Origin of the sequence: Aurantiacibacter arachoides, from assembly GCF_009827335.1 — a bacterium.
Taxonomy (GTDB): Bacteria; Pseudomonadota; Alphaproteobacteria; order Sphingomonadales; family Sphingomonadaceae; genus Alteraurantiacibacter; species Alteraurantiacibacter arachoides.
The window spans coordinates 1,087,737-1,109,782 of sequence record NZ_WTYH01000001.1; the positions used below are offsets into that span (position 1 = coordinate 1,087,737).

17 protein-coding genes are annotated in these 22,046 nt (G+C 67.1%); 12 read left to right on the top strand and 5 right to left on the bottom strand.

Features of this window, described 5'->3' with window-relative positions; genetic code table 11:
* Positions 1-10 precede the first annotated feature (10 nt).
* Positions 11-1,024 carry a GNAT family N-acetyltransferase gene (locus tag GRI62_RS05330; protein WP_131452344.1) on the bottom strand — a complete coding sequence of 338 codons (1,014 nt, stop codon included), beginning with the start codon at positions 1,022-1,024 and terminating at the stop codon, positions 11-13.
* On the opposite strand from GRI62_RS05330, the gene GRI62_RS05335 reads away from it, so the two are divergent.
* The 12 genes from GRI62_RS05335 (at position 1,023) to GRI62_RS05390 (ending at position 16,733) form a co-directional block, all read left to right on the top strand.
* Positions 1,023-2,525 carry an acyl-CoA ligase (AMP-forming), exosortase A system-associated gene (locus tag GRI62_RS05335; RefSeq protein WP_131452345.1) on the top strand — a complete coding sequence of 501 codons (1,503 nt, stop codon included), beginning with the start codon at positions 1,023-1,025 and terminating at the stop codon, positions 2,523-2,525. The genes GRI62_RS05330 and GRI62_RS05335 overlap by 2 nt on opposite strands.
* Positions 2,522-3,748 (top strand): pyridoxal-dependent decarboxylase, exosortase A system-associated, encoded by a 1,227-nt coding sequence (locus GRI62_RS05340; protein ID WP_131452346.1) that lies wholly within the window; start codon positions 2,522-2,524, stop codon positions 3,746-3,748. The genes GRI62_RS05335 and GRI62_RS05340 overlap by 4 nt, the downstream gene beginning before the upstream one ends.
* Before the next feature lie 197 nt (positions 3,749-3,945).
* Positions 3,946-4,590 (top strand): XrtA/PEP-CTERM system exopolysaccharide export protein, encoded by a 645-nt coding sequence (locus GRI62_RS05345; RefSeq protein WP_131452347.1) that lies wholly within the window; start codon positions 3,946-3,948, stop codon positions 4,588-4,590.
* Between the two features lie 13 nt (positions 4,591-4,603).
* Positions 4,604-6,130: an XrtA system polysaccharide chain length determinant gene (locus GRI62_RS05350; RefSeq protein ID WP_131452348.1), complete on the top strand. Its 1,527-nt coding sequence runs from the start codon at positions 4,604-4,606 to the stop codon at positions 6,128-6,130.
* Positions 6,131-6,140: 10 nt separating this feature from the next.
* Entirely contained in the window at positions 6,141-7,229 is a 1,089-nt protein-coding gene (locus GRI62_RS05355; RefSeq protein ID WP_131452349.1) for a P-loop NTPase family protein, read from the top strand.
* Positions 7,230-7,234: 5 nt separating this feature from the next.
* Positions 7,235-8,869 (top strand): preprotein translocase subunit YajC, encoded by a 1,635-nt coding sequence (locus tag GRI62_RS05360; protein WP_131452350.1) that lies wholly within the window; start codon positions 7,235-7,237, stop codon positions 8,867-8,869.
* Positions 8,870-8,894: 25 nt separating this feature from the next.
* Positions 8,895-10,049: an XrtA/PEP-CTERM system-associated ATPase gene (locus GRI62_RS05365; RefSeq protein WP_131452351.1), complete on the top strand. Its 1,155-nt coding sequence runs from the start codon at positions 8,895-8,897 to the stop codon at positions 10,047-10,049.
* Positions 10,050-10,063: 14 nt separating this feature from the next.
* Entirely contained in the window at positions 10,064-10,996 is a 933-nt protein-coding gene (locus GRI62_RS05370; protein WP_373282987.1) for an XrtA system polysaccharide deacetylase, read from the top strand.
* Entirely contained in the window at positions 10,993-12,051 is a 1,059-nt protein-coding gene (locus GRI62_RS05375) for a FemAB family XrtA/PEP-CTERM system-associated protein (protein ID WP_131452352.1), read from the top strand. Before GRI62_RS05370 ends, GRI62_RS05375 begins: the two co-directional genes overlap by 4 nt.
* A 1-nt stretch (position 12,052) precedes the next feature.
* Positions 12,053-13,282 (top strand): TIGR03087 family PEP-CTERM/XrtA system glycosyltransferase, encoded by a 1,230-nt coding sequence (locus GRI62_RS05380; protein WP_308420799.1) that lies wholly within the window; start codon positions 12,053-12,055, stop codon positions 13,280-13,282.
* A complete protein-coding gene (gene xrtA / locus GRI62_RS05385; protein ID WP_131452353.1) occupies positions 13,272-14,828 on the top strand; it encodes an exosortase A in 1,557 nt (518 codons plus the stop codon). Before GRI62_RS05380 ends, xrtA begins: the two co-directional genes overlap by 11 nt.
* Before the next feature lie 9 nt (positions 14,829-14,837).
* Positions 14,838-16,733 carry an XrtA/PEP-CTERM system amidotransferase gene (locus GRI62_RS05390; protein ID WP_131452354.1) on the top strand — a complete coding sequence of 632 codons (1,896 nt, stop codon included), beginning with the start codon at positions 14,838-14,840 and terminating at the stop codon, positions 16,731-16,733.
* Here the strand turns inward: GRI62_RS05390 and zapE are convergent.
* The 4 genes from zapE to GRI62_RS05410 all read right to left on the bottom strand — a co-directional run bounded on the left by zapE (position 16,730) and on the right by GRI62_RS05410 (position 21,951).
* Positions 16,730-17,863: a cell division protein ZapE gene (gene zapE / locus GRI62_RS05395; RefSeq protein WP_131453783.1), complete on the bottom strand. Its 1,134-nt coding sequence runs from the start codon at positions 17,861-17,863 to the stop codon at positions 16,730-16,732. The two genes, GRI62_RS05390 and zapE, sit on opposite strands and share 4 nt — an antisense overlap.
* Positions 17,860-18,642, bottom strand: coding sequence for a succinate dehydrogenase iron-sulfur subunit (locus GRI62_RS05400; RefSeq protein WP_131452355.1), 783 nt, complete (start codon positions 18,640-18,642; stop codon positions 17,860-17,862). Before GRI62_RS05400 ends, zapE begins: the two co-directional genes overlap by 4 nt.
* A gap of 81 nt (positions 18,643-18,723) precedes the next feature.
* Positions 18,724-20,835 carry a TonB-dependent receptor plug domain-containing protein gene (locus GRI62_RS05405; protein WP_131452356.1) on the bottom strand — a complete coding sequence of 704 codons (2,112 nt, stop codon included), beginning with the start codon at positions 20,833-20,835 and terminating at the stop codon, positions 18,724-18,726.
* A gap of 111 nt (positions 20,836-20,946) precedes the next feature.
* Complete coding sequence (locus GRI62_RS05410) at positions 20,947-21,951, bottom strand: D-alanine--D-alanine ligase family protein (RefSeq protein ID WP_234027374.1); 1,005 nt, start codon at positions 21,949-21,951, stop codon at positions 20,947-20,949.
* Between the last annotated feature and the right edge of the window lie 95 nt (positions 21,952-22,046).

A 22,046-nucleotide genomic window follows, 5' to 3' on the forward strand; every position in this document is an offset into this window, starting at 1 on the left:
CGCAAACGCACTAGCCAGCGGCATTGCGGCTGACAAGCGTGCGTAGCAGGTGGCGCGCAATGGCAGGCCAGTTGCGCGGGTCTGTGGGGCGCAGGCAGGTCAGGTGCCAGCGGGTGCGCTGGGCTTCCATCCAGTCCCGCTTGTAGCGGTCATCGCCAGTGCCGAAGTCGACTTGTTCGACCTGATCGACATCGATGACGCGCTGCATCAACGCGGCGGTCAGCGTCGTGCCGGGCGAAAGCGCGGCGGCACTGTCGCGATGGGCCAGTTTGTGGATGTAGGCCGTGGCGCCGTCCACGGTCCAGAACTGCGCCGCCACCGGTTCGCCCTGGTGGCGGGCAAGGGCGAAGCGATAGCGGCCCGCGGCGCTCTCGGCTTCGGCAAACCGGCGCAGCAGGGCCGGGTCGCCTTCCGCCGGCTTCCAGCTCGATGCGTAGATCGCCTCATACGCTTCCCAGTCCGCCGGATGGAACTGCGCAACGACAACGGCTTCGACTTTTTTAGCCTTGCGTTTCAAAGTCGTGCGCAACGGTCCTGGGCGCGTATCGAGATATTTCTGATAGCTGCGCGAGGCGACCGGCAGGATGTGATTGGTATCGCAGGGCTGGCGAATGATGAACCATCCCGCGGCGCCAAAGGCAGCTTCCAGCCTTGGCAGCCACCCATCCTCCTCGGGGAGTTTCGCCAGGTCCAGCCGGTGGGTTTGCTGCAAGAGGGCACGAGCGAGCGCAGGCAACAAGGCGTCGTCGTCGGCATTCGCGGTGCGCAGAGGTCGCCAGTCGAACGCGTACCAGTTGGTCAGCGCCTCCAGCCTGCCGCCCCGCCGGTGGAGGGGCAGGGCCATGGCCTCATCGCCTTCGCGCACCACCGCGATGAACGGGTGCAGTCCGCTCTCCTCGAGCAGGCGGAACCACGCCGGCCGCGCGAACGGGCCCTGGTCCGACCATACGCGGCCTTGCAGATCGTTAACCGTGTCGTGATAGCTGATTGCCGTCACCTGCCCGCGTTCTCCGAAAGGCCCCATGACCACCTCGCCCGACCCCATGCCCCGACCGCTCGATCACCTCGCCCTGCGCGGGTGTGATGGCGATGCGGCACTCGTGCTGCGCGCAGGGACGATTAGCTGGAAGGACTTAAGAAGCCGTGTCGCGCAGATGGCGGCGTGGCTGCAAGGCGCCGTTCCAGCGCCGGGGGCACGGGTGGCAACCTGGGCGGCGAAGGGTGAACTGACGTGCCTTATGCCCCTTGCCGCCGCGCGGGCCGGCCTGGTCCACGTGCCGGTCAACCCGCTTCTGAAACGCGCGCAGGTGAGGCACATCCTGAACGATAGCGGGGCAAGCCTGTTGATCGCGAACGCGGCCCGCCTCGGATCGCTGGCGGCGGGCGACTTGCCGCAGGGGTGCACTGCGTTGCCCGAGGACGTTGCGGCCAGCGCATGGGGCGCGCTTGAAGCCGGTTTGCCCCCGTCCAGTAGCGATCCCCACAGCCTTGCCGCCATTCTTTACACCAGCGGCTCCACCGGCAATCCCAAGGGGGTCATGCTGAGCCATGCGAACCTGTGGCTGGGCGCGGTCAGCGTAGCGCACTATCTGGAGCTGGCGGCGGACGACGTGACGCTGGCGGTTCTGCCGCTGAGCTTCGATTACGGACAGAACCAGTTGTTATCGACCTGGTATGCCGGCGGGAGCGCGGTGCCGCTCGACTACCTCACCGCGCGCGATGTCATCAAGGCCTGCGCGCGGCACGGCGTCACGACGCTGGCGGCCGTTCCGCCCTTGTGGCTGCAACTGGTGGAGCAGGACTGGCCTGCGGATGCTGTCGCGCCGCTGCGGCGGCTGACCAACAGTGGCGGTGCCCTGGGCGAAGATCTCGTGCGGGCGCTGAGGCGGCGGTTCCCCGACGCCCGGCTGTTCCCGATGTATGGCCTGACAGAAGCGTTTCGCTCCACCTTTCTCGATCCGGCTCTGGTCGATACCCATCCAACCTCGATGGGGCGGGCCATTCCGTTTGCCGAGATCCTGGTGGTTGACGAAGCGGGCGCGGAAGCGGGGGAGGGTGAGCTTGTCCATTGCGGGCCGCTGGTGGCGCAAGGATACTGGCAGGATGCCGAGAAGACCGCGCGCCGGTTCAAACCTGCGCCGCGGGCATCCCACCATGGCGGTACGGCGGTGTGGTCGGGTGATACGGTGCGGCGCGATGCGGAGGGGCTGCTGTACTTTGTCGGCCGCGAGGATGCGATGATCAAGAGTGCGGGAAACCGTATCAGCCCGCAGGAAATCGAGGATGCCGCCATCGCCAGTGGAATGGCAGAGGAGGCAGTGGCCTTTGGCCTGCCCGATGCCCGGCTTGGCGAGGCGATCCATCTCGTCGTTCGGGGCAGCGGGGAGGAGGGGGTTTTGCGCGAGGTGCTGCGGCGCGAATTGCCGAACTTCATGCAGCCTGCCACCATCCGCTGGATCGATGCGATGCCACTGAACCCCAACGGCAAGGTCGACCGTGCGCGCCTGAGGAAAGACGCGGAATGAAGCCCCTCGGTCCTATCCCGCCGCAGTTCGAAACCGTCGATGGCGAGCTCGCCATCAGCGGTCGCAAGGCCAGCGCGCTGGTGAAGGAGGCTGGCGGCACCCCGCTGTTCGTCTATTCCCGGACCGCGATGGAGCGGCGGATGGCTGACCTGCGCGCCGCGATGCCCACGCGGCTGGCCATTCATTATGCCATGAAGGCAAACCCTTACGCGCCGCTTCTGGAAATGATGGCAGACATGGTCGATGGTCTGGACATCGCCTCTGGCGGAGAGCTGGAGCTGGCGCGCGAGGCTGGCTACCTTCCCCGAGAAATCAGCTTCGCGGGGCCGGGCAAACGCGACGGTGAGCTGACCGCCGCCATCCGCGCCGGCGTCACCCTGAACCTGGAGAGCGAGAGCGAGGCCGACCGTGCGCTCGACATTGCCCGCGCACTGGGCGTCGCGCCGCGGCTTGCCATCCGCGTCAATCCGAGCTTCGAGATGCGCGGTTCCGGCATGAAGATGGGCGGCGGGGCCAAGCCTTTCGGTGTGGACGAGGACCGCGTGCCCGCGCTGGCCCGCCGGATCGTGGACGCCGGTGCCAACTGGCGCGGCTTCCACATCTATACCGGCAGCCAGGCGCTTGATGCCGATGCGATCATCGAGACACAGGGCCAGGTCCTCGATACCGCGGCGCGACTCGCCGGCGAGGCCGGGGTGGAGGTGCCGCACCTGAACATGGGCGGCGGTTTCGGCATTCCCTATTTCGACCGGGACCAGCCGCTGGACATTGCCGCCATCGGCGCAGCGCTCGACCGGCGGTTCGCGGCGTTGCCCGCCGTTCTTGCCGAGACCCGCTTTGCCATCGAACTGGGCCGCTATCTGGTGGGCGAGGCGGGCGTCTATCTGACCAGGATCGTCGATCGCAAAGTCAGCCACGGCACTACGTTCCTGGTGACCGACGGAGGGTTGCACCACCAACTGGCCGCAAGCGGCAACTTCGGCACGGTGGTGCGCCGCAACTACCCGCTTGCGATCGCCGGAAAGTTCGCCGCCGCGCCGGAAGAGGAGGTGAACGTGGTAGGGTGCCTGTGCACCCCGCTCGATCGCCTGGCCGAGCAGGCAATGCTGCCGCGCGCCGACGTGGGCGACCTCGTGGCGGTGTTCTGTGCGGGGGCCTACGGCGCCAGCGCCAGCCCGGCGACCTTCCTCGGCCAGGGACCGGCGCGCGAAATGCTGGTCTAGACCAGCCCCGGCGCCGGACGTCCCCTTTCGGGACATCGCTGAGAAAGCCGGGATTTTCACCGGTCTGTCCCCACATGACTAACCGAATGTTCACCCTTTTCCACCAGAAGCCATGGTGGATCCAAACGGCGTGAAGCGTGCGCATGCAGTTCTGCTGACGTCAGCCCACCGCCGGACATTCGCGAAGGCCGCATGCGATGCGTAACACTGTACCGGGCAAGACCCTCCTCTCCACCGCCGCCCTGGGGCTGGCGCTTTCCGCGTGTGCCACTGGCGGCACGGCTCCGCAGCTGGAGCCGGCGCGTTTCGTGTCGATGCAGGAAGGCCCGGGCGAAGAATACATCATCGGCCCGCTCGACAAGCTGACCATTCACGTCTGGCGCAACGACGAGCTCGGCGCCGAGGTGCAGGTGCGCCCCGATGGCCGCATTACCACGCCGCTGGTCAGCGATATGCCCGCCGTGGGCAAGACGCCCACCATGCTGTCCGAAGACATTCGCCTGCAGCTCTCGCAGTATATCGAGGAGCCGATCGTCACGGTCATCGTGAACGAATTTGCCGGCACCTTCAGCCAGCAGGTCCGCATCGTCGGCGCGACGACGGAGCCTGCCAGCATCCCCTACCGCGCGAACATGACCCTGCTGGATGCGATGATCGCGGTCGGCGGCCTGTCCGAATATGCGGCGGGCAATCGCTCCACGCTGATCCGCTTCGACCGGCAGAGCGGCGAGCAGCGCGAATATACCGTGCGCCTGGCCGACCTGCTGCGCCGCGGTGACAGCGACGCCAACGTGATGCTGATGCCGGGCGATGTAATCATCATCCCCGAAAGCATGTTCTGAGGGGCACGGCGGCGTGAACAACCTGCTCGAGGAACTGCGCGGCGGCGTATGGGCGGTGTGGAACCGCCGCTGGCTGGCACTAAGCATCGCCTGGGGCGTGGCCCTGCTTGGCTGGGTGGTGGTGGCACTGGTCCCCAATACCTACGAGAGCGAGGCGCGCATCTTCGTGCAGCTTGATGACGTGCTGGCCGAGCAGATCGGCATCGGCGCAGGCGCGCGCAGCCGCGATATCGATCGCATTCGCCAGACGCTGGTAAGCTCGGTCAATCTCGAAACCGTTGTGCGCTCCACCCGCATCGGCGACGGGGTGACCTCGGACACGCAGATGGAAGCGGCCATCGCCCGGCTGACCGAGGACGTGACCGTCGTCTCGCAAGGCGACAACATCTTTGAAATCACCGCCCGCAGCGGCCGCGGCGACCTTTCGGAGAACGAGAACGCCGAACTGGCGCAGGTTATCGCCCAGCGCATGATCGACATCTTCCGCGAACAGAACCTGGGCGGCGCCCGTGGGGAAATGGCGGACTCGATCGAGTTCCTTGATCAGCAGCTTTCCCAGCGCGAACAGCAGCTTCAGGCCGCCGAGGAACGGCGCCTGGCGTTCGAGGCGCAAAATCCCGACCTCGTCGGCGGGGCGCAGGCCATTGCCGCGCAGATGTCCGCCACCCGTTCCGAACTGCGCAGCGTGGAGGCGGATCTCGCCGCCGCGCAGAGCGCGCTCGCCGCCATCAACGGCCAGCTCGCCAGCACGCCGCGAACCCTCGTCGTGCCGGGCACCGGCGGCGGCGGCAACAGCAGCCTGGCGCAGGCGGAATCCAACCTTGCCGCCATGCGCGCACGCGGCCTCACCAATTCACATCCCGACATCGTGGCAGCGCGGCGCACCGTGGAAGCGATGCGGGCGCAGGGCGGCGGCGGCGGAGGGGGCGGCGCAAGCAGCCAGCCCAACCCGACCTACAGCTCGCTCCAGTCCATGCTCGTGGAACGGCAGAGCAACGTGCAGTCGCTGCAATCGCGCGCCGCCGCGCTCAGCTCCGAGATCGCCTCGATCAACGCCAGCCAGGCGCGCGAGCCGGGCGCCGCTGCCGAGGCGACGCGGATCAGCCGCGATTACGAGGTGCTGCGCGAGCAGTACGACGAACTGCTGCAGGATCGCGAAGAGCTGCGCCTGCGCGGACAGGTCGAAAGCGAACGCAGCGCCATCAGCTTCGAGGTTGTCGACCCGCCCACCACGCCGCGTTCGCCTGCCGCACCCAATCGCCCCCTGCTGCTGTTCGGCGTGCTGGTGCTGGCCGTGGGCGCGGGCGTGGGAACGGCCTTCGTGCTCAGCAAGATCGGCTCCACCTTTGCCACGGCGGGCCAGCTGGAACGCGCCTTCGGGCTGCCGGTGGTGGGCACGATCACGCACAATTTCACCGAGGCCGGACGCGCCCTGCGCCGCCAGCGCTTCAAGTATTTCGCCGCCGGCACAGCGGGGCTGGGCGTGCTGTTCGTGGTGCTGGTGGGCGTCGAGTTCGTCCAGCGCGGCGGCGTAGCGTGAGGGCTGGACTATGACCGAACACCGCAAGATCACGCCGCCCTCCAGATCCCTGTTCGAGCGTGCGGAGGATTTCTTTGGCGGGAAGAGCACGTTCACCTCGGCACCGGTGCCGCGCGAGCTGGCGCAGCCCGTCAACCGCCGCATCGTCAAGCGCAAGCCCAGGGCCGCGCCTGAGGTGCTGGAAGCACTGGAGCGCCAGCAGGCCGCCGCCCGCGCCCGCGCCGTGTCGGAGCGCGAGTTGCAGGCCGCGCCACCCGCGTCCGCCTCGCAGCCCGCGCCGGTGGCGGTTGCCGCCCCGGCACCTGCGCCATCTCCCGTTGCCGCGCCCGAGCCCGAGCCGGTCTACGAGGACGTGCATTTTTCCGGCGAGCTCCACCATGTCGATCGCGATGCCCTGGCCGCCCACGGCCTGATCCTGCCCGAGGCGCCTGTTACGGCGCTGTTCGAGGAGTTTCGCATCGTCAAGCGCCAGGTGCTCGCCTCCGTGCGCAAGGCGCGAGAGGCGGGGTCCGGCAAGCTGGCCCAGCGCGTGCTGATCTGTTCGCCGCTGCCGGGCGAGGGCAAGAGCTTTTGCGCTGCCAACCTGGCGCTGGCCATGGCTGCTGAAAAGGACAGCGAGGTACTGCTGGTCGACGCCGATTTCGCCAAGCCGTCGATCCTGTCGATGTTCGGCCTGCCGCGTGGTCCCGGCTTCATGGACGTGCTGGCGCGGGACGATATCCAGGTCGAGGATTGCGTCATGGCGACCGACATCGCCGGGCTCTTCGTCCTCCCCGCGGGCAACCACACGACCTCCGACAGCGAATTTCTCGCCAGCGATCGCACGGCCGTGGTGCTGGACCGGCTGACGCGCGCCGCGCCCAATCGCATCATCGTGTTCGACAGCTCGCCTGCGCTGGCCGCCTCGCCGGCGGCGGAGCTGGCCAATCACGTCGGCCAGGCGCTGGTCGTCGCCCGTGCCGACCGCACCGGGCAAAGCGCGCTGGAAGATGCCCTGACGCTGCTGTCGAGCTGCCCCGATCTCAAGCTGCTGCTGAATGCGGCCCATTTCAGCCCCAGCGGACGCCGCTTCGGCGCCTATTACGGGCAGGAGGCGTGACGATCATGCGAGCCACCCTGACAATCGCACTCGCGCTGGCGGTCCTGCCGGCCACCGCCTTTGCGCAGGAAGCCGACGGCGATGAGCCGTCCAGCGCGCGCTCTCGCGGGATCGAGGTGCAGCCTTATATCGAGGCTGCGCAGGTCGTTACCGCCGAACTCGAACCGGGCGACGACGTCGTCACCTATTCCCGCATCGGTGCCGGAGTGGATGCCGGAATCACCGGGCGCTACAGCGCGGCCTCCGTCTCGCTGCGCTACGAGCGGCGGATCGGTTATGACGACGCGGTTGCCGACACCGATACCTTTTCGGGCGTTGCCCGCGCTTCCGTGGCGCTGGCGGGTCCGGCGGTCACGCTGGAGGCGGGCGGTCTTGCGGCGCGCACCCGGGTGGATGGCAACGGCGCGACATCCGTTGGCGATTTCGGCGGCAACGACGATTCAACCAGCCAGGTCTACGCCCTCTACGCCGGCCCCGCGTTCCAGACCGAGGTCGGTGTCGCGCAGGTCACCGGCGGCTACCAGCTCGGCTACACGCGGGTGGAATCGCCGGATGCCATTACGCTCGCGCCCGGCGCCGAGCCCGTCGACGTGTTCGATGAATCGCTGTCGCAGCGCGCCGCCGTGCGGGCAGGCGTCGCACCCGACACCGTCCTGCCCGTCGGCCTTGGCGTTGGCGCAGGCTGGAACCGGCAGGATGTGTCCAACCTCGATCAGCGGATCGAGGATCGGTATGTGCGCGCCGATGTGACCGTGCCGGTCTCCCCCACTCTCGCCGTTGTCGGCGGCGTGGGTTACGAACACGTCGAGGTGTCCAGCCGCGATGCCGTGCGCGATGCCGCGGGCGATCCGGTGATCGGCGTCGATGGCCGCTTCGTGACGGACAGCGCCGCCCCCCGCCAAATCGCCTACGAGACCGATGGCCTCATCTGGGACGTCGGCGTGATGTGGCGCCCCAGCCGTCGCACCAGCGCCAGCGCCAGCATCGGGCGCCGCTACGGTTCAACCAATTACTACGGCTCGCTCACCTATGCGCCCACCGCTCGTTCGGCACTGAACGTCTCGGTCTATACCGGGCTGACGAGCTTCGGCGGTCAGGTCATCGGCGCGCTGGAGGAACTGGGCACCGATTTCGAGGCCTTGCGCAATCCCATCACCGGCCAGCTTGGCGGCTGCGTTGCGGCAACGGAAGGCAACGGTTGCGCGCTCGCCCGCATCGGCTCGATCCGCTCCTCCGTCTTCCGGAGCCGCGGCGTGGCCATCAGCTATGGTGCCAGTGCTGGCCGCACTTCGTTTGGCGTGGGCGCGGGCTACGATCGGCGCAGCTTCATCGCCGGTGAGGATACGGTCCTTGCCGCCGCCAATGGGGTGGTGGACGAGAACTGGTGGCTTTCGGCCTATGCCGCGCAGCAGCTCGACCGGCAGTCGCAGGTCTCGCTGGGCGGATCGGCGAACCTTTCCGACAGCGGATTTGGCGATAGCGGGCAGTCCATCGGTTACAGCCTGGTTGCCGCCTACAACCGCGAATTCCTCGAACGGCTGAGCGGCACCGCTGCGGTTGGCCTCGACGGGGTAAGCCGCGAAAACCTTCCCGATTACGCCGGCGCCTCTGCGCTCGTCGGCCTTCGCTACACCTTCTGACGGGATCAAGAGGAGAACGTCACTCATGTTCGACAATTTCTACGGCCTCACCGGCAAGCCTTTCCAGCTTACGCCCGACCCGGAATTCTACTTCCGCTCGATCACGCACAGGAAGGCGCTCAGCTACCTCGGCTATGGTCTCGCGCAGGGCGAGGGCTTCATTGTCATCACCGGCGAGGTGGGCGCGGGCAAGTCCACGCTGGTCGCCCACATGATGCAAAGCCTCGATACCTCGGCGGTGACGGTGGCGCAGATCGTGACCAGCAAGCTGAACGAGGAAGAGATCATCCACGTCGTGGCCGGCGCGTTCGGTCTCGACATCGAAGGGCATGACAAGGCCACCGCGCTGACGGAGATCGAAAGCTTCCTGCACGAGGAAGCACGCGAGGGACGCCGTTGCCTGCTGGTGGTGGACGAATCGCAGAACCTGACCGTCGCCGCGCTGGAAGAACTGCGGATGCTGTCGAACTTCCAGCTCGGCAGCCATCCGCTGTTGCAGACCCTGCTGCTCGGCCAACCGGAATTCAGGGTCACGTTGCAGAGCGATATCGGGCTGGAGCAGCTGCGCCAGCGCGTGATCGCCGCGCACCATCTCGAACCGATGCAGAAGAGCGAGATCGAGCCCTATATCATGCACCGCCTGCAAAAGGTGGGCTGGGACGGCAACCCTTCGTTCGACATGCGCGTCTTCTCCGAGCTCTACGAGGCGTCGGGCGGTATCCCGCGCCGGGTCAACCAGATCGCCAACCGCCTGCTGCTGCTGGGCGCCGTGGAGGAACGCAACCGGATCGATGCGGCCATGCTGCAATCGGTGCTGGCCGAGATGGAGGCCGAGCGTGCCTTTCCCGAGGCAGCCCCTGCCGCGCTCAAACAGAAGAATCCCGAATTCGAACCGGTCAAGGCCATGCCAAGCGTGCCGCGCGTGGACATGGAGCAGTTTGAAGCCGCCCTGGCTGAACGCGACGCGCAGATCGCTGAACTGCAACAGGCCATCGTCGAGCTTTCCAACCAGGCCGACGAGGCCACCGCCAATGCCGTGCGGCCCGAGATCGAAGCCATGCGCAGTCAGATCTCGCGCATAGAGGCCCGTTGTTTCGAGCAGGAACGCTCGATCCGCCAGACGCTGACGATGCTGATCGAATGGATCGAGGGCGAGATGCACACGAGCAAGGCTGCCTGAGGGACGTCGCCGCAGTGAACGCCATCCCTCCCCGGCGCGCGGACGCGTTTCCGCTGGGCGCGAGCGTGGTCAACGGCCTGTCGGTGGATGTCGAGGACTGGTTCCAGGTCGGCGCCTTCGAGGATGTGATCGAGCGCGATCAGTGGGCCGGGCTCGACGACCGGGTGGAGCGCAACGTGCACGCCATCCTCGACCTGTTCGACGCGGCCAACGCCAGCGCCACCTTCTTCACGCTCGGCTGGGTGGCCGAGCGCCACGCCCCGTTGCTGCGCGCCATCGCCGATCGCGGGCACGAGATCGCCAGCCACGGCTGGGATCATGAGCGTGTGTTCCGCATGGACCGCGCCAGCTTTGCAGCGGATATCGAACGCACCCGCAAGACCATCGAGGATTGCTGCGGCCGCCGCGTGATCGGCTATCGCGCACCCAGCTTTTCCATCGACCAGCGCACCCCCTGGGCCTTCGATGAACTGGCGGCGCAGGGCTATCTCTACTCCAGCAGCGTCGCGCCAGTTGCGCACGATCACTACGGCTGGGCCGAGGCACCGCGCTTCGCCTTCAACCCGTTGCCGTGGCATGACCTGGTCGAACTGCCGGTAACGACCGCGGAGTTCCGCGGACGCAGGCTGGCGGCGGGCGGGGGCGGGTTCTTCCGGGTGCTGCCCTACGCCTTCAGCCGCTGGGCCATTCGCCAGGTCAACCGCACCGAGGGGCGACCGGCGATTTTCTATTTCCATCCGTGGGAGATCGACCCGGGCCAGCCGCGCGTGTCCGGCGCGCCGATCCGATCGCGCCTGCGGCACTATACCAACCTCGGCAAGATGGCCGGCAAGCTGCGCCAGTTGATCGAGGAATTTGCGTGGGGCCGCATCGACGTGATCGCCCACCACGAGGCCGCGCGACTGGCGGCGGAAAGGGCCGTTGGACTGCCAGCGAGGAGGGCGTGAACGCGCCGTTTGCCTTGCTGCGGGAAACCGCGCGCGCCGTCGATTTTCGCCATCCCGGCGAAGCGGAGCGGATCGAGCGGTTCGTTGTCGCGCACGGCGGATCGGTATTCCATCGCCCTGCCTGGCTGGAAGCCGTGGAACACGGCACAGGGCAGCGCGCGCGCGGACTGGTAGCCGAAAAGGGCGCGGAGATCACCGGCTGGCTGCCGCTCACCGAGGTGCATTCGCCGCTGTTCGGCAGGGTGCTCGCCTCGAGCGGGTTCGCTGTCGAAGGCGGGGTGCTGGCAGGTTCGCAGGTCACCGCGCTGCGGCTTTGCGATGCGGCGATGGAAATGGCGGTGCGATTGTCCTGCCCCTCTGCGGAACTGCGCGGGCCGGCGGCGGGCGAGGCATGGACCGTGCGGACCGACAGCCACTGCGGCTTCGTGCATACGCTCGCCAGCGACGACGACGCGCAGCTTCTGGCCATACCTCGCAAGCAGCGGGCCGAGGTGCGCAAGGGCCTGTCCGCCGATCTGGAGGTGTCGACCGGCGCCTCGGAGGCGGATCGTGCGGCTCACCATGCGGTGTACGCAGAAAGCGTGCGCAATCTGGGCACCCCGGTGTTCCCGCGCGCCCTGTTCGACGCGGTGCTCGACACGCTCGACGCCGACATTCTTACCGTGTGGCACCGTGGCATACCGGTCGCCAGCGTGCTCTCGTTGTATCACGGTGGCGCCGTCATGCCCTATTGGGGCGGCGGCACCCAGGCCGCCCGCGTGCTTCGGGCAAACGACCGGATGTATTACGAATTGATGCTGCACGCCCGGCGGCGCGGCTGCACGCGCTTCGATTTCGGTCGCAGCAAGACCGGCAGCGGCGCGGCGGCTTTCAAGAAGAACTGGGGGTTCGAAGCCGAACCGCTCGCCTACGCCAGCTGGACCGCGCCGGGGCACGCATTGCGAGACGCCGACCCCACCAGCGAGCGCCACCAGGCGCGCATCGCATTGTGGAAACGCCTGCCCTTGCCAATCGCCAATTGGCTGGGACCGTGGATCGCGCGGGGTCTTGGGTGAAATGGCATCGATGAACGGTGACATCCTGTTCCTGGCGCACCGCCTGCCGTTTCCGCCCGATCGCGGGGACAAGATCCGCTCGCACCACGTCCTGAAAGCCCTGGCCGCCATCGCGCCGGTGCATGTCGGCTGTCTTGCCGAGACGCCCGAGGATTTCGATTACGAGGCGGAGCTTGCGGCGATTGCCGCCAGCCATTGCATGCCGCGCCGGACGAAGCCCGTCAGCCTGGCCGGAATGGAGGCGCTGGTGCGGCGCGAGCCGGTGAGCCTTTCGGCGTTCCGCTCGCCCGAACTCGGCCGCTGGGTGGAGCACACGCTGGCGACAAGACACATTGCCGCGATCTACGTCTTTTCCGGCCAGATGGGGCAGTTCGTGCCCGCCGGTTACAAGGGTCGGCTGGTGGTCGATCTGGTTGACGTGGATTCGGCCAAGTTCGAGGCCTACGCGCTGGAGCGCAGCGGTCCGCGCGGGTGGATCGACGCGCGCGAGGCGCGGTTGCTGCGGCAGGTGGAAGCAGGGCTCGCCAGCCGCGCCGCCGCCACCCTGCTGGTCAGCGAGGCAGAGGCGGAACTGCTGCGCAGCCGCGTCGGCCGCGAACACGTGATCGTGCCGCTGGCCAACGGGATCGACTGCGTGGCCTACGATCCCGGCATCGTCACGCCGCATCCCGAGCTTGCCGCCGATGGTCCTCATTTCGTGTTCACCGGGCAGATGGATTACGCCCCCAACGTGGATGCCGTACAGCGGTTTGCGCAAAACATCCTGCCGCATATCCGCAAGGTCGATCCCGCCGCCTGCTTCCATATCGTCGGCCGTGCGCCCACGGCGGACGTTCTCAGGCTGGGTGAGGGCAGCGGCGTGAGGGTTTGGGGAGCCGTGCCGGACGTGCGGCCGTTTCTTGCTGGCGCCACGATGGTCGTCGCCCCGCTTACCATCGCGCGCGGCGTGCAGAACAAGGTGCTGGAGGCGATGGCCATGGCGCGCTGCGTGATCGCCAGCCGCGAGGCCGCGACCGGCATCGATGCGCGGCACGGGCGCGACTGGGTAGTGGCGGAAAGCGACAAGGCCTTTGTCACCACGGCGCTGCACTTGCTCGCCCGCCCGGCAGAGCGCGAGGACATCGCCCGCGCCGCGCGCGCCTTCGTGCTCGGCACCCTAGGCTGGCAGGCGACGACGGCAGACCTGCCGGCGCTGCTGGGATACACGAAAGCGAAGCGGGATGCGGCTTGAGGCACTGGCGCCGACGCGCGCCCCGCTCGTCGACCTGATCGCGCCTGCCTGGCGATTGCCGCTGCTGCGCCTGGCGCTGGCCTGGGCGGCGCTGCTGATCCTTTTCGCGCCGGACTGGGCGGCGATGGCATCGCAGTGGTGGGACAGTTCCACCTACAACCACGTGCTCGTGGTCCCCGCGATCATCGCCTGGCTGGTGTTGCAGCGGGCGGACGAGCTGGCATACCTGTCCCCGCGCGCCTGGTGGCCGGGCCTGGTGCCGATGGCGGGCGCGCTGTTCGTCTGGCTGCTGGGCGACGTGTCGAGCCTTGCCACCGCCAGCCAGCTCGGCGCGGTTGCCATGCTGCCCGCCGCCGTGCTGACGCTGCTCGGCCCCCGCGTGGCGTGGGCGCTGGCATTCCCGCTCGCCTACAGCGTGTTCCTCGTCCCCGTGGGCGAGGAGATCGTGCCGATGCTGCAAACCATCACCGCCAAGATCACCATCGCGCTGACCGAGGCGAGCGGCGTGCCCGCCCATATCGAGGGCGTATTCATCGACACCCCGGCAGGGCTGTTCGAGGTCGCCGAGGCCTGTTCGGGCGTGAAGTTCCTTATCGCCATGATCGCGCTCGGCACGCTGGTCGCCCATGTCTGCTTCCGATCCTGGACCCGCCGCGCGGCCTTCATGGTGCTCGCTGTGGCGCTGCCGATCTTCGCCAATGGCGTGCGCGCCTGGGGCACCATCTACATCGCCCAGTCGCAAGGCATCGCCTTTGCCGCCGGGTTCGATCACGTATTCTACGGCTGGATATTCTTCGCGCTGGTGATGGCCATGCTGATGGGTATCGCCTGGCGATTTTTCGACAGGTCGGTGGAGGAACCTTTCATCGATGGGCAGGCCATCGCACGAGCGCCATGGCTCGCCCCGCTCGAACGCTGGAGCGCGACGGGCTGGACGGCCTTTGCCGCGCTTCTGGCGCTCGCTCTTGCCTTTCACGCATGGTCGGCCCGCGCCCACGCGCTGGAGGCTGCGATACCCGACGAGGTCGCCTTGCCCGATGTGCCGGGCTGGGACCGTGTCGCCACTGCGCCCGCCTATCCGTGGGAACCGCGCGCGGCCGGGGCGGACCGGCGAGTGCTGGCCAGCTATCGCGATGGCGAGGGGCGGGTGGTCGACGTGCTGTACGCGCTCTACGCCGGGCAGGGCCAAGGGCGTGAGGCCGGTGCCTATGGCGAGGGCGCGCTGCCATCGGGCACAGAATGGCGCTGGCACTCCTCAACCCTTGCGGCAGACGGTGTCGCGGGCGAGCGCCTGCAGGCCCTGGGCGCGCATCGGCGCGTGGCCGAGACCTGGTATCGTGTGGGCGACTGGACAGGTGGCAGCGCGATCCGCCTGAAACTCGTCACCATGCGCGATAACGTTTTGCTGACTGCCGAGCCGACAGCCATGCTCATCCTTTCCGCCGAAGAGCGACCGGGCGTCGATCCGGTAGTCGCCGTGGCCGACTTTCGCCGCGCTACCGGAGGCCTCGGCGAATGGATGGACCGGGCAGGCTCGTCCCGCTAGGCACACCCCATGTGCGGCATTGCGGGCATCTATCATACGGGCACCATCAAGCCGGTCGATCCCGCGCGGGTCGAGCGGATGTGCGACGTGCTTGCCCACCGCGGGCCGGACGGATCGGGCGTATGGAGCGCGCCGGGCGTGGCGCTGGGGCACCGTCGCCTGTCGATCATCGACCTCGCCGGATCGCCGCAGCCCATGCATTCGGCGGACGAGCGCTGCACCATCGTATTCAACGGAGAAATATACAATTTCCGCGAGTTGCGGCGCGAGCTCGAGGAAACGGGTGCCGTCTTCCGCACCGATGGGGATACCGAGGTTATCCTCGCCGCGTGGGAGCGGTGGGGGGAGGAGTGCGTCAGCCACCTCAATGGCATGTTCGCCTTTGCGCTGTATGATCGGCGGGATCGCACGCTGTTTCTCGCCCGCGACCGGCTCGGCGTCAAACCGTTGTTCCTGGCGGAGCTGTCGGACGGATCGCTTGCCTTTGCCTCGGAACTGAAGGGCCTGCTTGCCCACCCGCTGCTGCGGCGCGAGGTCGATCCGCTGGCGGTGGAGGACTACATGACCTGGGGTTATGTGCCCGATCACCGCTCTGTTCTTAAGGGCGTTGCGAAGCTTCCCGCCGGGACGACCCTGCTGCTGCGGCACGATCGCCCGGTGCCCGAGCCGCGCCGATATTGGGACATCGATTTCACCCGCCGCCATCCCGGCAAGGCTCGCGATATCGAGGCCGAGCTGCTGCATCACCTGAAGCAGGCGGTCGAAAGCCGCATGGTCGCCGACGTGCCATTGGGTGCGTTCCTGTCTGGCGGCGTGGACAGCTCCAGCGTGGTCGCCTTCATGGCCGAGGCGAGCCGAAAGCGGGTGACCACCTGCTCCATCGGCTTCGACGTCGCCAGCGCCGACGAGACGACCTACGCCGAGGAGGTCGCCCGCCGCTTCAACACCGATCACCACGCCCGCACGGTCAGCGCCGACCAGTTCGAGGCCATCGATACGGTGGCAGGCATGTTCGACGAGCCGTTCGCCGATGCCAGCGCCCTGCCGACCTGGCGCGTCTGCCAGTTGGCGCGCGAGCATGTGACCGTGGCGCTGTCCGGCGACGGGGCAGACGAGGCCTTTGCCGGATACCGCCGCCAGGTGTTTCACGCCCATGAGGAACGGGTTCGCTCGCTTATCCCGCACGGACTGCGCCGCAAGGTGCTGGGTCCGCTGGGCGAGGCCTTTCCCAAGCTCGACTGGGCACCGCGTCCCTTGCGGGCAAAGGCCACCCTGCAATCGCTGTCCGGCAGCGGGGCGCAGGGGTATGCCCGCGCGCTCGCCGTGGTGGGCCCCGAACAGCGCCTTGGACTTTACGGCCCCGATCTCGCGCGCGGCGTAGGCGATTACCGGGCCGAGCACATGCTGGAGGCGCTGATGAACCGCGCGCCGGCGAGTTCCGGCCTGGATGCCGCGCAGTATGCCGACCTCGCGTTCTGGTTGCCCGGAGACATCCTGACCAAGGTCGATCGCACCAGCATGGCGGTCGGGCTGGAGGCGCGTGAGCCGCTGCTCGATCACCGGCTGATCGAATTCGCCGCCACGCTGCCGGAAAACCTCCGGGTGCGGGGCGGGCAGGGCAAGTTCGTGCTGAAAAGAGCGATGGAGCGCTATCTGCCGCGCGATATCCTGTATCGGCCCAAACAGGGCTTCGTGACCCCGATCGCCGAATGGTTCCGCGGGCCGCTGGCGGGCAAGGCGCGCGGTATATCCAAGAGCGCGATGCTGGCGCGCACGGGTTGGTTCGATAACGATCGGATCGCCGCGCTGGCCGAGGCGCATATCGCGGGCCGTTCCGATCATTCGCGGCTGCTGTGGCAACTGCTCATGCTGGACCGATCGCTGGCGCGGCTGGGGATTGCCTAGCCGCTGGCGTCCCAGCCGCTGCCTGGGCCGTGGCCCAAGGCCATGTAGTCGGCGCTCTGCATCTCTTTCAGCCGGCTGACCGTGCGGGCGAATTCGAAGGCGCCGTCACCGGCCTGATAGAGGTCCTCCGGCGCTACCTCTGCCGTAACAAACAGTTTCACCCGTTGTTCGTAGAGCGCATCGACCAGCTTGATGAAACGCAGCGCCTCGTTGCGATTGTCCGGGCCCATGCGCGGCACACCCACCAGGATGACGGTGTGATAGGCGCGGGCGATGGCGAGATAGTCGGCCGCACCGCGGTTCTCGCCGCACAGCCGCTTGAAGCTGAAGACGGCCACGCCCTTGAAGCTCTTGGGTACGTGCAAGGATCGCCCGCCGCCCAGGTCCAGATCTGCGCTGGGCACGTTTGCCGCATCCTCGGGCGCATAGTCGGTCAGGCGGAAGAACGCCTCGCGCACGCTTGCGGTAGCGGCGTCGCCCAGCGGGGTGTGCCAGGTGTCGAGATCGCCCAGCCGCTCCAGCCGGTAATCGGTCGGCCCATTGAGAGGCACGGTGTCCATCGCCCGCTCGACCAGTTCGATGAAGGGCAGAAACAGCGAACGGTTGAGGCCATCCTTGTAAAGATCGCGCGGCGGGCGGTTGCTGGTAGCCACCACCGTCACCCCCTCGTCTTCCATAAGCGCGGTGAACAGCCGCGCCATGATGGCGGCATCGGCTGTGTTGGTGACGACCATCTCGTCAAATGCGAGACATTTGAGGTCGGCCGCCAGCCGCTTCGCCACGCGGCGCACCGGGCCTTCGGCCTGCTTCTCCCGCTCCTCGCGCAACAGCGCGTCGACTTCGAGCATGAAGGCATGAAAATGCACGCGGCGCTTTTCGGGGATGGCGAGTGTGTGGACGAACAGGTCCATCAGCATGGATTTCCCGCGACCCACGCCGCCCCACATGTAGACGCCGCGCGGGCTTGCATCGCCCTTGCCGAACAGGCGGCCCAGCAGGCCGGTGGGCGCATCCGCTTCCAGCTCCCGCTGCAGGCGATCGAGCCGCTCGGCCGCCCGGCGCTGGTCCGGGTCGGCGCGCAGTTCGCCTGCCGCGATCAACTTTTCGTAGGCGGCGAGCAGACCGCTCAGACGTGCCGCTCCATTTCCATCTTCTTGATCTCGGCAATCGCTCGCGCGGGGCTGAGGCCCTTGGGGCACACGTTGGCGCAGTTCATGATGGTGTGACAGCGGTAGAGCCGGAACGGATCCTCCAGCGCGTCGAGCCGCTCGCCGGTCATCTCGTCACGGCTGTCGGCCAGCCAGCGATAGGCCTGGAGCAGGATGGCCGGGCCGAGAAACTTGTCGCTGTTCCACCAATAGCTGGGGCAGGCGGTCGAACAACAGGCGCACAGGATGCATTCGTACAGGCCATCCAGCTTCTCGCGCTGTTCGGGCGATTGCAGGCGCTCCTTGCCGCTCGGCGTGGTGGAGACGGTCTGCAACCACGGGCGGATGCTGGCGTACTGGGCGTAGAAATGCGTGAAGTCGGGGACGAGGTCCTTGATGACTTCCATGTGCGGCAGCGGGGTGATGCGGATGTCGCCCGGCAGGTCCTCTATCGCGGTGGTGCAAGCGAGGCCGTTCTTGCCGTTCATGTTCATCGAACATGATCCGCAAATGCCCTCGCGGCAGGAGCGGCGAAAGGTCAGCGTCGGGTCGATCTCGTTCTTGATGCGGATCAGCGCATCCAGCACCATCGGTCCGGTGGCATCGAGGTCGAGTTCGAACGTGTCGTAGCTGGGGTTCTTGCCGCTGTCGGGATCGTAGCGATAGATCCGGAACTGTTTCACGCGCGCCGCGCCATCCGCCCGATGGACCTTGCCGTCCTTGCGGATGCGGCTGTTCTTGGGAAGGGTGAAGGTGGCCATGCGCTGTATCCCGGTGCGAGTGCTTGCGCTCCATCTAGCGTGTGCCACGCCTGACGCAAGGCACTCGCGCCCGGTTGGCGCCTAGAAATCCCCGCGAACAGACAGGCTGAAGATCGGCCCGATCAGGCGGTCGCGGCGCTCGGTAAAGGCAATGGGGGAGGCATCGCGCAGCCCTTCGAACACGGTACGGTCGCGGTAGGACCGGGCGCCGAGGATGTTGCCCACCCCGGCCGCGACGGTGAGGCCAAAGACGTCCTTGTTCTCCACCGAGGCGCTGACGAACCACGGCCCTTCGGTGGCACGGGAAACCTCGTTGCTGCGGTAGCGCGGCTGGACGTAAGCGTGGCTTGCCCCCACCGAATAGGCCCAGTCGGTATCGGGAACGTCGTGGCGCAGGTTGAAGCTCGCCTGCCGGGTGGCAAAGCCGCTCCACTGGCGATCCTCGCCGGTGAAGGGGTCGCTCTGGCGCGAGGTCTGAAAAACAACGGTCGAATCGAGCCGCATCCCGCGCACGCCCAGCGGATCCAGGTTGATCGAGGATTCGGAAACGACCGCAGCCGCCCAGGCGCTGGGGATATTGCCCACCGCCTCGCCCCCGCCCGCAACGGGCACGATATCGACACGATCCTCCACGTCGCGATAGATGAACCGCAACCGGGTCGATCCCCAGGGGCCGAGCGTCTTGCCCAGTTCGCCTTCCACGCTCCAGTCCTGTTGCGGGCGCAGTTCGGCGTTCCCGGCGTTCTGGTTGTCGTCATCCAGGAAGGCGCGCGCGAGGAAATCGTAGAACGACAGCTGTCCCACGCGCCGGGCGACGCGCAGCGACGCATCGAACCCGCCGCCCGGCTGCCAGGCCAGCGATAGCGAACCCTTGGGCCGCAGGAAGCTGCGCGTCAGGCCGCCATCGCCGGTCTGCATGATGGTCGAATGTTCGGCGCCGGCGATCAGCTGGAACGACAGGTTGCTGGTGATGGGGCGGCCGAAGCTGAGCGATCCTTCGTACCGGTCCTCGCTCACCCCGCCGCTGCCGCCGGGGAAGGGCACCTCCGTGAACGCGCCGTCGTCATCCAGCAGGAACAGCGCGGCGACATTGTCCAGGGTGTTGAACGCCGCTTCGCCCGCCACCTGCCAGTCGCCGCCGAACATGCGCCAGGTGTATTCCCCGCGGCCGATGGTCTCGCCAATATCGCCCGATTGCGTGTAGCGGCTGCCCAGCGTTGGGGAGGCGTCGGCGAATTCGGTGATGACGGTCTGGGCAAAGGGTTCGCGGCTGAAACGCCTGAGGCCGATGGTCTTGAGCCGGCCGGGGCCGAGATCGAACGCGATGTCCCCACCGATCTGCCAGTTCCAGCTGTCCCCGTTCTGGCGCACCGAGCGGACCTGACCAACGCCGTCGAGGAAGGCGCGCGTGCCGTCTTCACGGTAGCGGTCGTAGACGCGCTGGTACTGACCGTTGAGATTGGCCTCGACCGATCCTGCCGGATCCCAGTTGATGCTGCCCGACAGGCGGGGCGAATCGTAATCGCTCGTGAAGACCTCGTCGCGCGTTTCGATCAGCGCGCCGCCACCGTCATACACCAGCGTGGGGCCACCGGCGCCCGAGCGTCCGGAATTTTCGTTGTTCAGGCCCACCTGATACTCGACGGTCCCCGAACGGCCACTGAGCGAGACCGTGCCGCGGGTCAGCAGCGGATCGGTGAAATTGCTGCGGAATTCGGGGTTCCAGGCGAACTGTCCGGAAAGATCATTGGCCCGGTAGACGATATTGGCGACCTGCCCGGACAAGCCGGGAATATCCAGCGTCGCGCCATCGACGATCTCGATCCGCTCCACGGTGTTGGCGGGAATGCGCTGGAGCAGCGTGAACAGCTCCTCCGACTTGTTCGACGGGCGTGCACCGTTGAACAGCACGTTGCCCGTTGCCGTGCCGAGCCCGCGGCGCTGTTCACTGTCGCGGATGTTGAACCCGGGCACCTGGCTCAGCATGTCGAGAGCGTTGCGCGGGGCATAACGCTCGAAGTCCACAGGCGTATAGACCTGTGCTTCGCCGCCGGTGGCAGGCGTCTGCACCAGTGCCGGGTCGGGGGGAGGGGCATCGCCGGTCGTCCCGCCATCCTGCGCCGCAGCGGGGAAGGCCACGGCCATCAGAGCGCAGGCCATCGCCGTCGACCACGTAAACTTGTGCGAAATCATCCCTGTCCTCCCGGTTACACTCGTAATCCAGGGACCACCTGCTTTGCGGCGACAGTGTGTTGTAGCGCTAATCCACTAAAGTTGTTTCGCGGGCGACCAACTGCTTGCGCGTCAGGCGATCAAGCCGTTGCGCCGCAGACTGTCGGCGAGAATCGTCTCGATCAGTTGTTCGTGGCTCCAGCCGAACAACACCGCCGCACGGCCGAAGACCTTTTGCGACCAGAGGTTGCAGTTGAGGTTGACCTCGAGAAAATGGATTTCACCGGTGTCCTCGTTCACCCGGAATTCGAAACGGCCATAGTCGAACGGGCGGTAATCCGCCCACAACCGACGGGTGTATTCGGCGAGCGTGGCGGCGATGCCGGCATCCTCGAACGGGTCGAGCGAATACTTCTGCGTCCGATCCACCAGGTCGCGCTTTTCCTGATAGGTGCGCAGGTGCGCAGGGTCGGACTGGCGGAAGATCATCATCGGCAGAACCACAGGATCGCCCATGGTGATGACGGGCACCTCGATATCGCTGCCATCCAGGAACGGTTCGACGATGGCATCGTGGTCCAGGCCGAAAACCTCGTCCACCGCCTCGGCCACGCCCTTTGCGTCGCTCGCGTCGCGAACGCCCCAACTGGCCGACGAATTGTTGGGCTTGATGACCCAGCGCTCGGCAGGGGGCAGGGCGGACAGGTCGACGGGCACGCCCCGGCGGAAAATCGCCCACGGCGCGGTCGGCACGCCGGCCGCGACGCACGACCGCTTGGCGAGGTGCTTGTCATCGCCCAGCCCGCGCACGATCGGGCTTGCGCCGAGGTAAGCGATGTTCGCACGCTCGCACAGCAGCGGGCACAGCATCTCCGAATTGAAGAAGCCCGCGCGATTGAGCAGGGGGAAGACGAAATCGACGTCGGGCTTGTCGAAAAGCATATCGAAATTGTCGTTGATGGTCAGGTTGAGGCCCAGCGCGGTCAGCGTCTCGCGCATCTCGACATGATAGCGCGCATGGTTGCCGTCTTCCGCCGAACCCTGTCCATCCCACAGGGCGTTCTTTGCCAGGAACAGTATCCGCAAGGCTTCCTTGGCCTCGGCAGGGATCACGAGCGGGGGAACGGTGGCAGGCAAGAACTGACCCTTCAAAATTGATTTGACGGCTCTGTAGGGCGGCATAGGGGGAATTTCTAGGACTACTCACCAAGGGCGCGGTCAAATCGAACACC

Bases quoted from the DNA above. Each gene is read 5' to 3' on its own strand.
- GRI62_RS05405 (WP_131452356.1), bottom strand. From the start codon at position 20,835: ATGATTTCGCACAAGTTTACGTGGTCGACGGCGATGGCCTGCGCTCTG.
- GRI62_RS05330 (WP_131452344.1), bottom strand. From the start codon at position 1,024: ATGGGGCCTTTCGGAGAACGCGGGCAGGTGACGGCAATCAGCTATCAC.
- GRI62_RS05400 (WP_131452355.1), bottom strand. From the start codon at position 18,642: ATGGCCACCTTCACCCTTCCCAAGAACAGCCGCATCCGCAAGGACGGC.
- GRI62_RS05345 (WP_131452347.1), top strand. From the start codon at position 3,946: ATGCGTAACACTGTACCGGGCAAGACCCTCCTCTCCACCGCCGCCCTG.
- GRI62_RS05365 (WP_131452351.1), top strand. From the start codon at position 8,895: ATGTTCGACAATTTCTACGGCCTCACCGGCAAGCCTTTCCAGCTTACG.
- GRI62_RS05355 (WP_131452349.1), top strand. From the start codon at position 6,141: ATGACCGAACACCGCAAGATCACGCCGCCCTCCAGATCCCTGTTCGAG.
- GRI62_RS05380 (WP_308420799.1), top strand. From the start codon at position 12,053: ATGGCATCGATGAACGGTGACATCCTGTTCCTGGCGCACCGCCTGCCG.
- GRI62_RS05335 (WP_131452345.1), top strand. From the start codon at position 1,023: ATGACCACCTCGCCCGACCCCATGCCCCGACCGCTCGATCACCTCGCC.
- GRI62_RS05390 (WP_131452354.1), top strand. From the start codon at position 14,838: ATGTGCGGCATTGCGGGCATCTATCATACGGGCACCATCAAGCCGGTC.
- xrtA (WP_131452353.1), top strand. From the start codon at position 13,272: ATGCGGCTTGAGGCACTGGCGCCGACGCGCGCCCCGCTCGTCGACCTG.
- GRI62_RS05360 (WP_131452350.1), top strand. From the start codon at position 7,235: ATGCGAGCCACCCTGACAATCGCACTCGCGCTGGCGGTCCTGCCGGCC.
- GRI62_RS05340 (WP_131452346.1), top strand. From the start codon at position 2,522: ATGAAGCCCCTCGGTCCTATCCCGCCGCAGTTCGAAACCGTCGATGGC.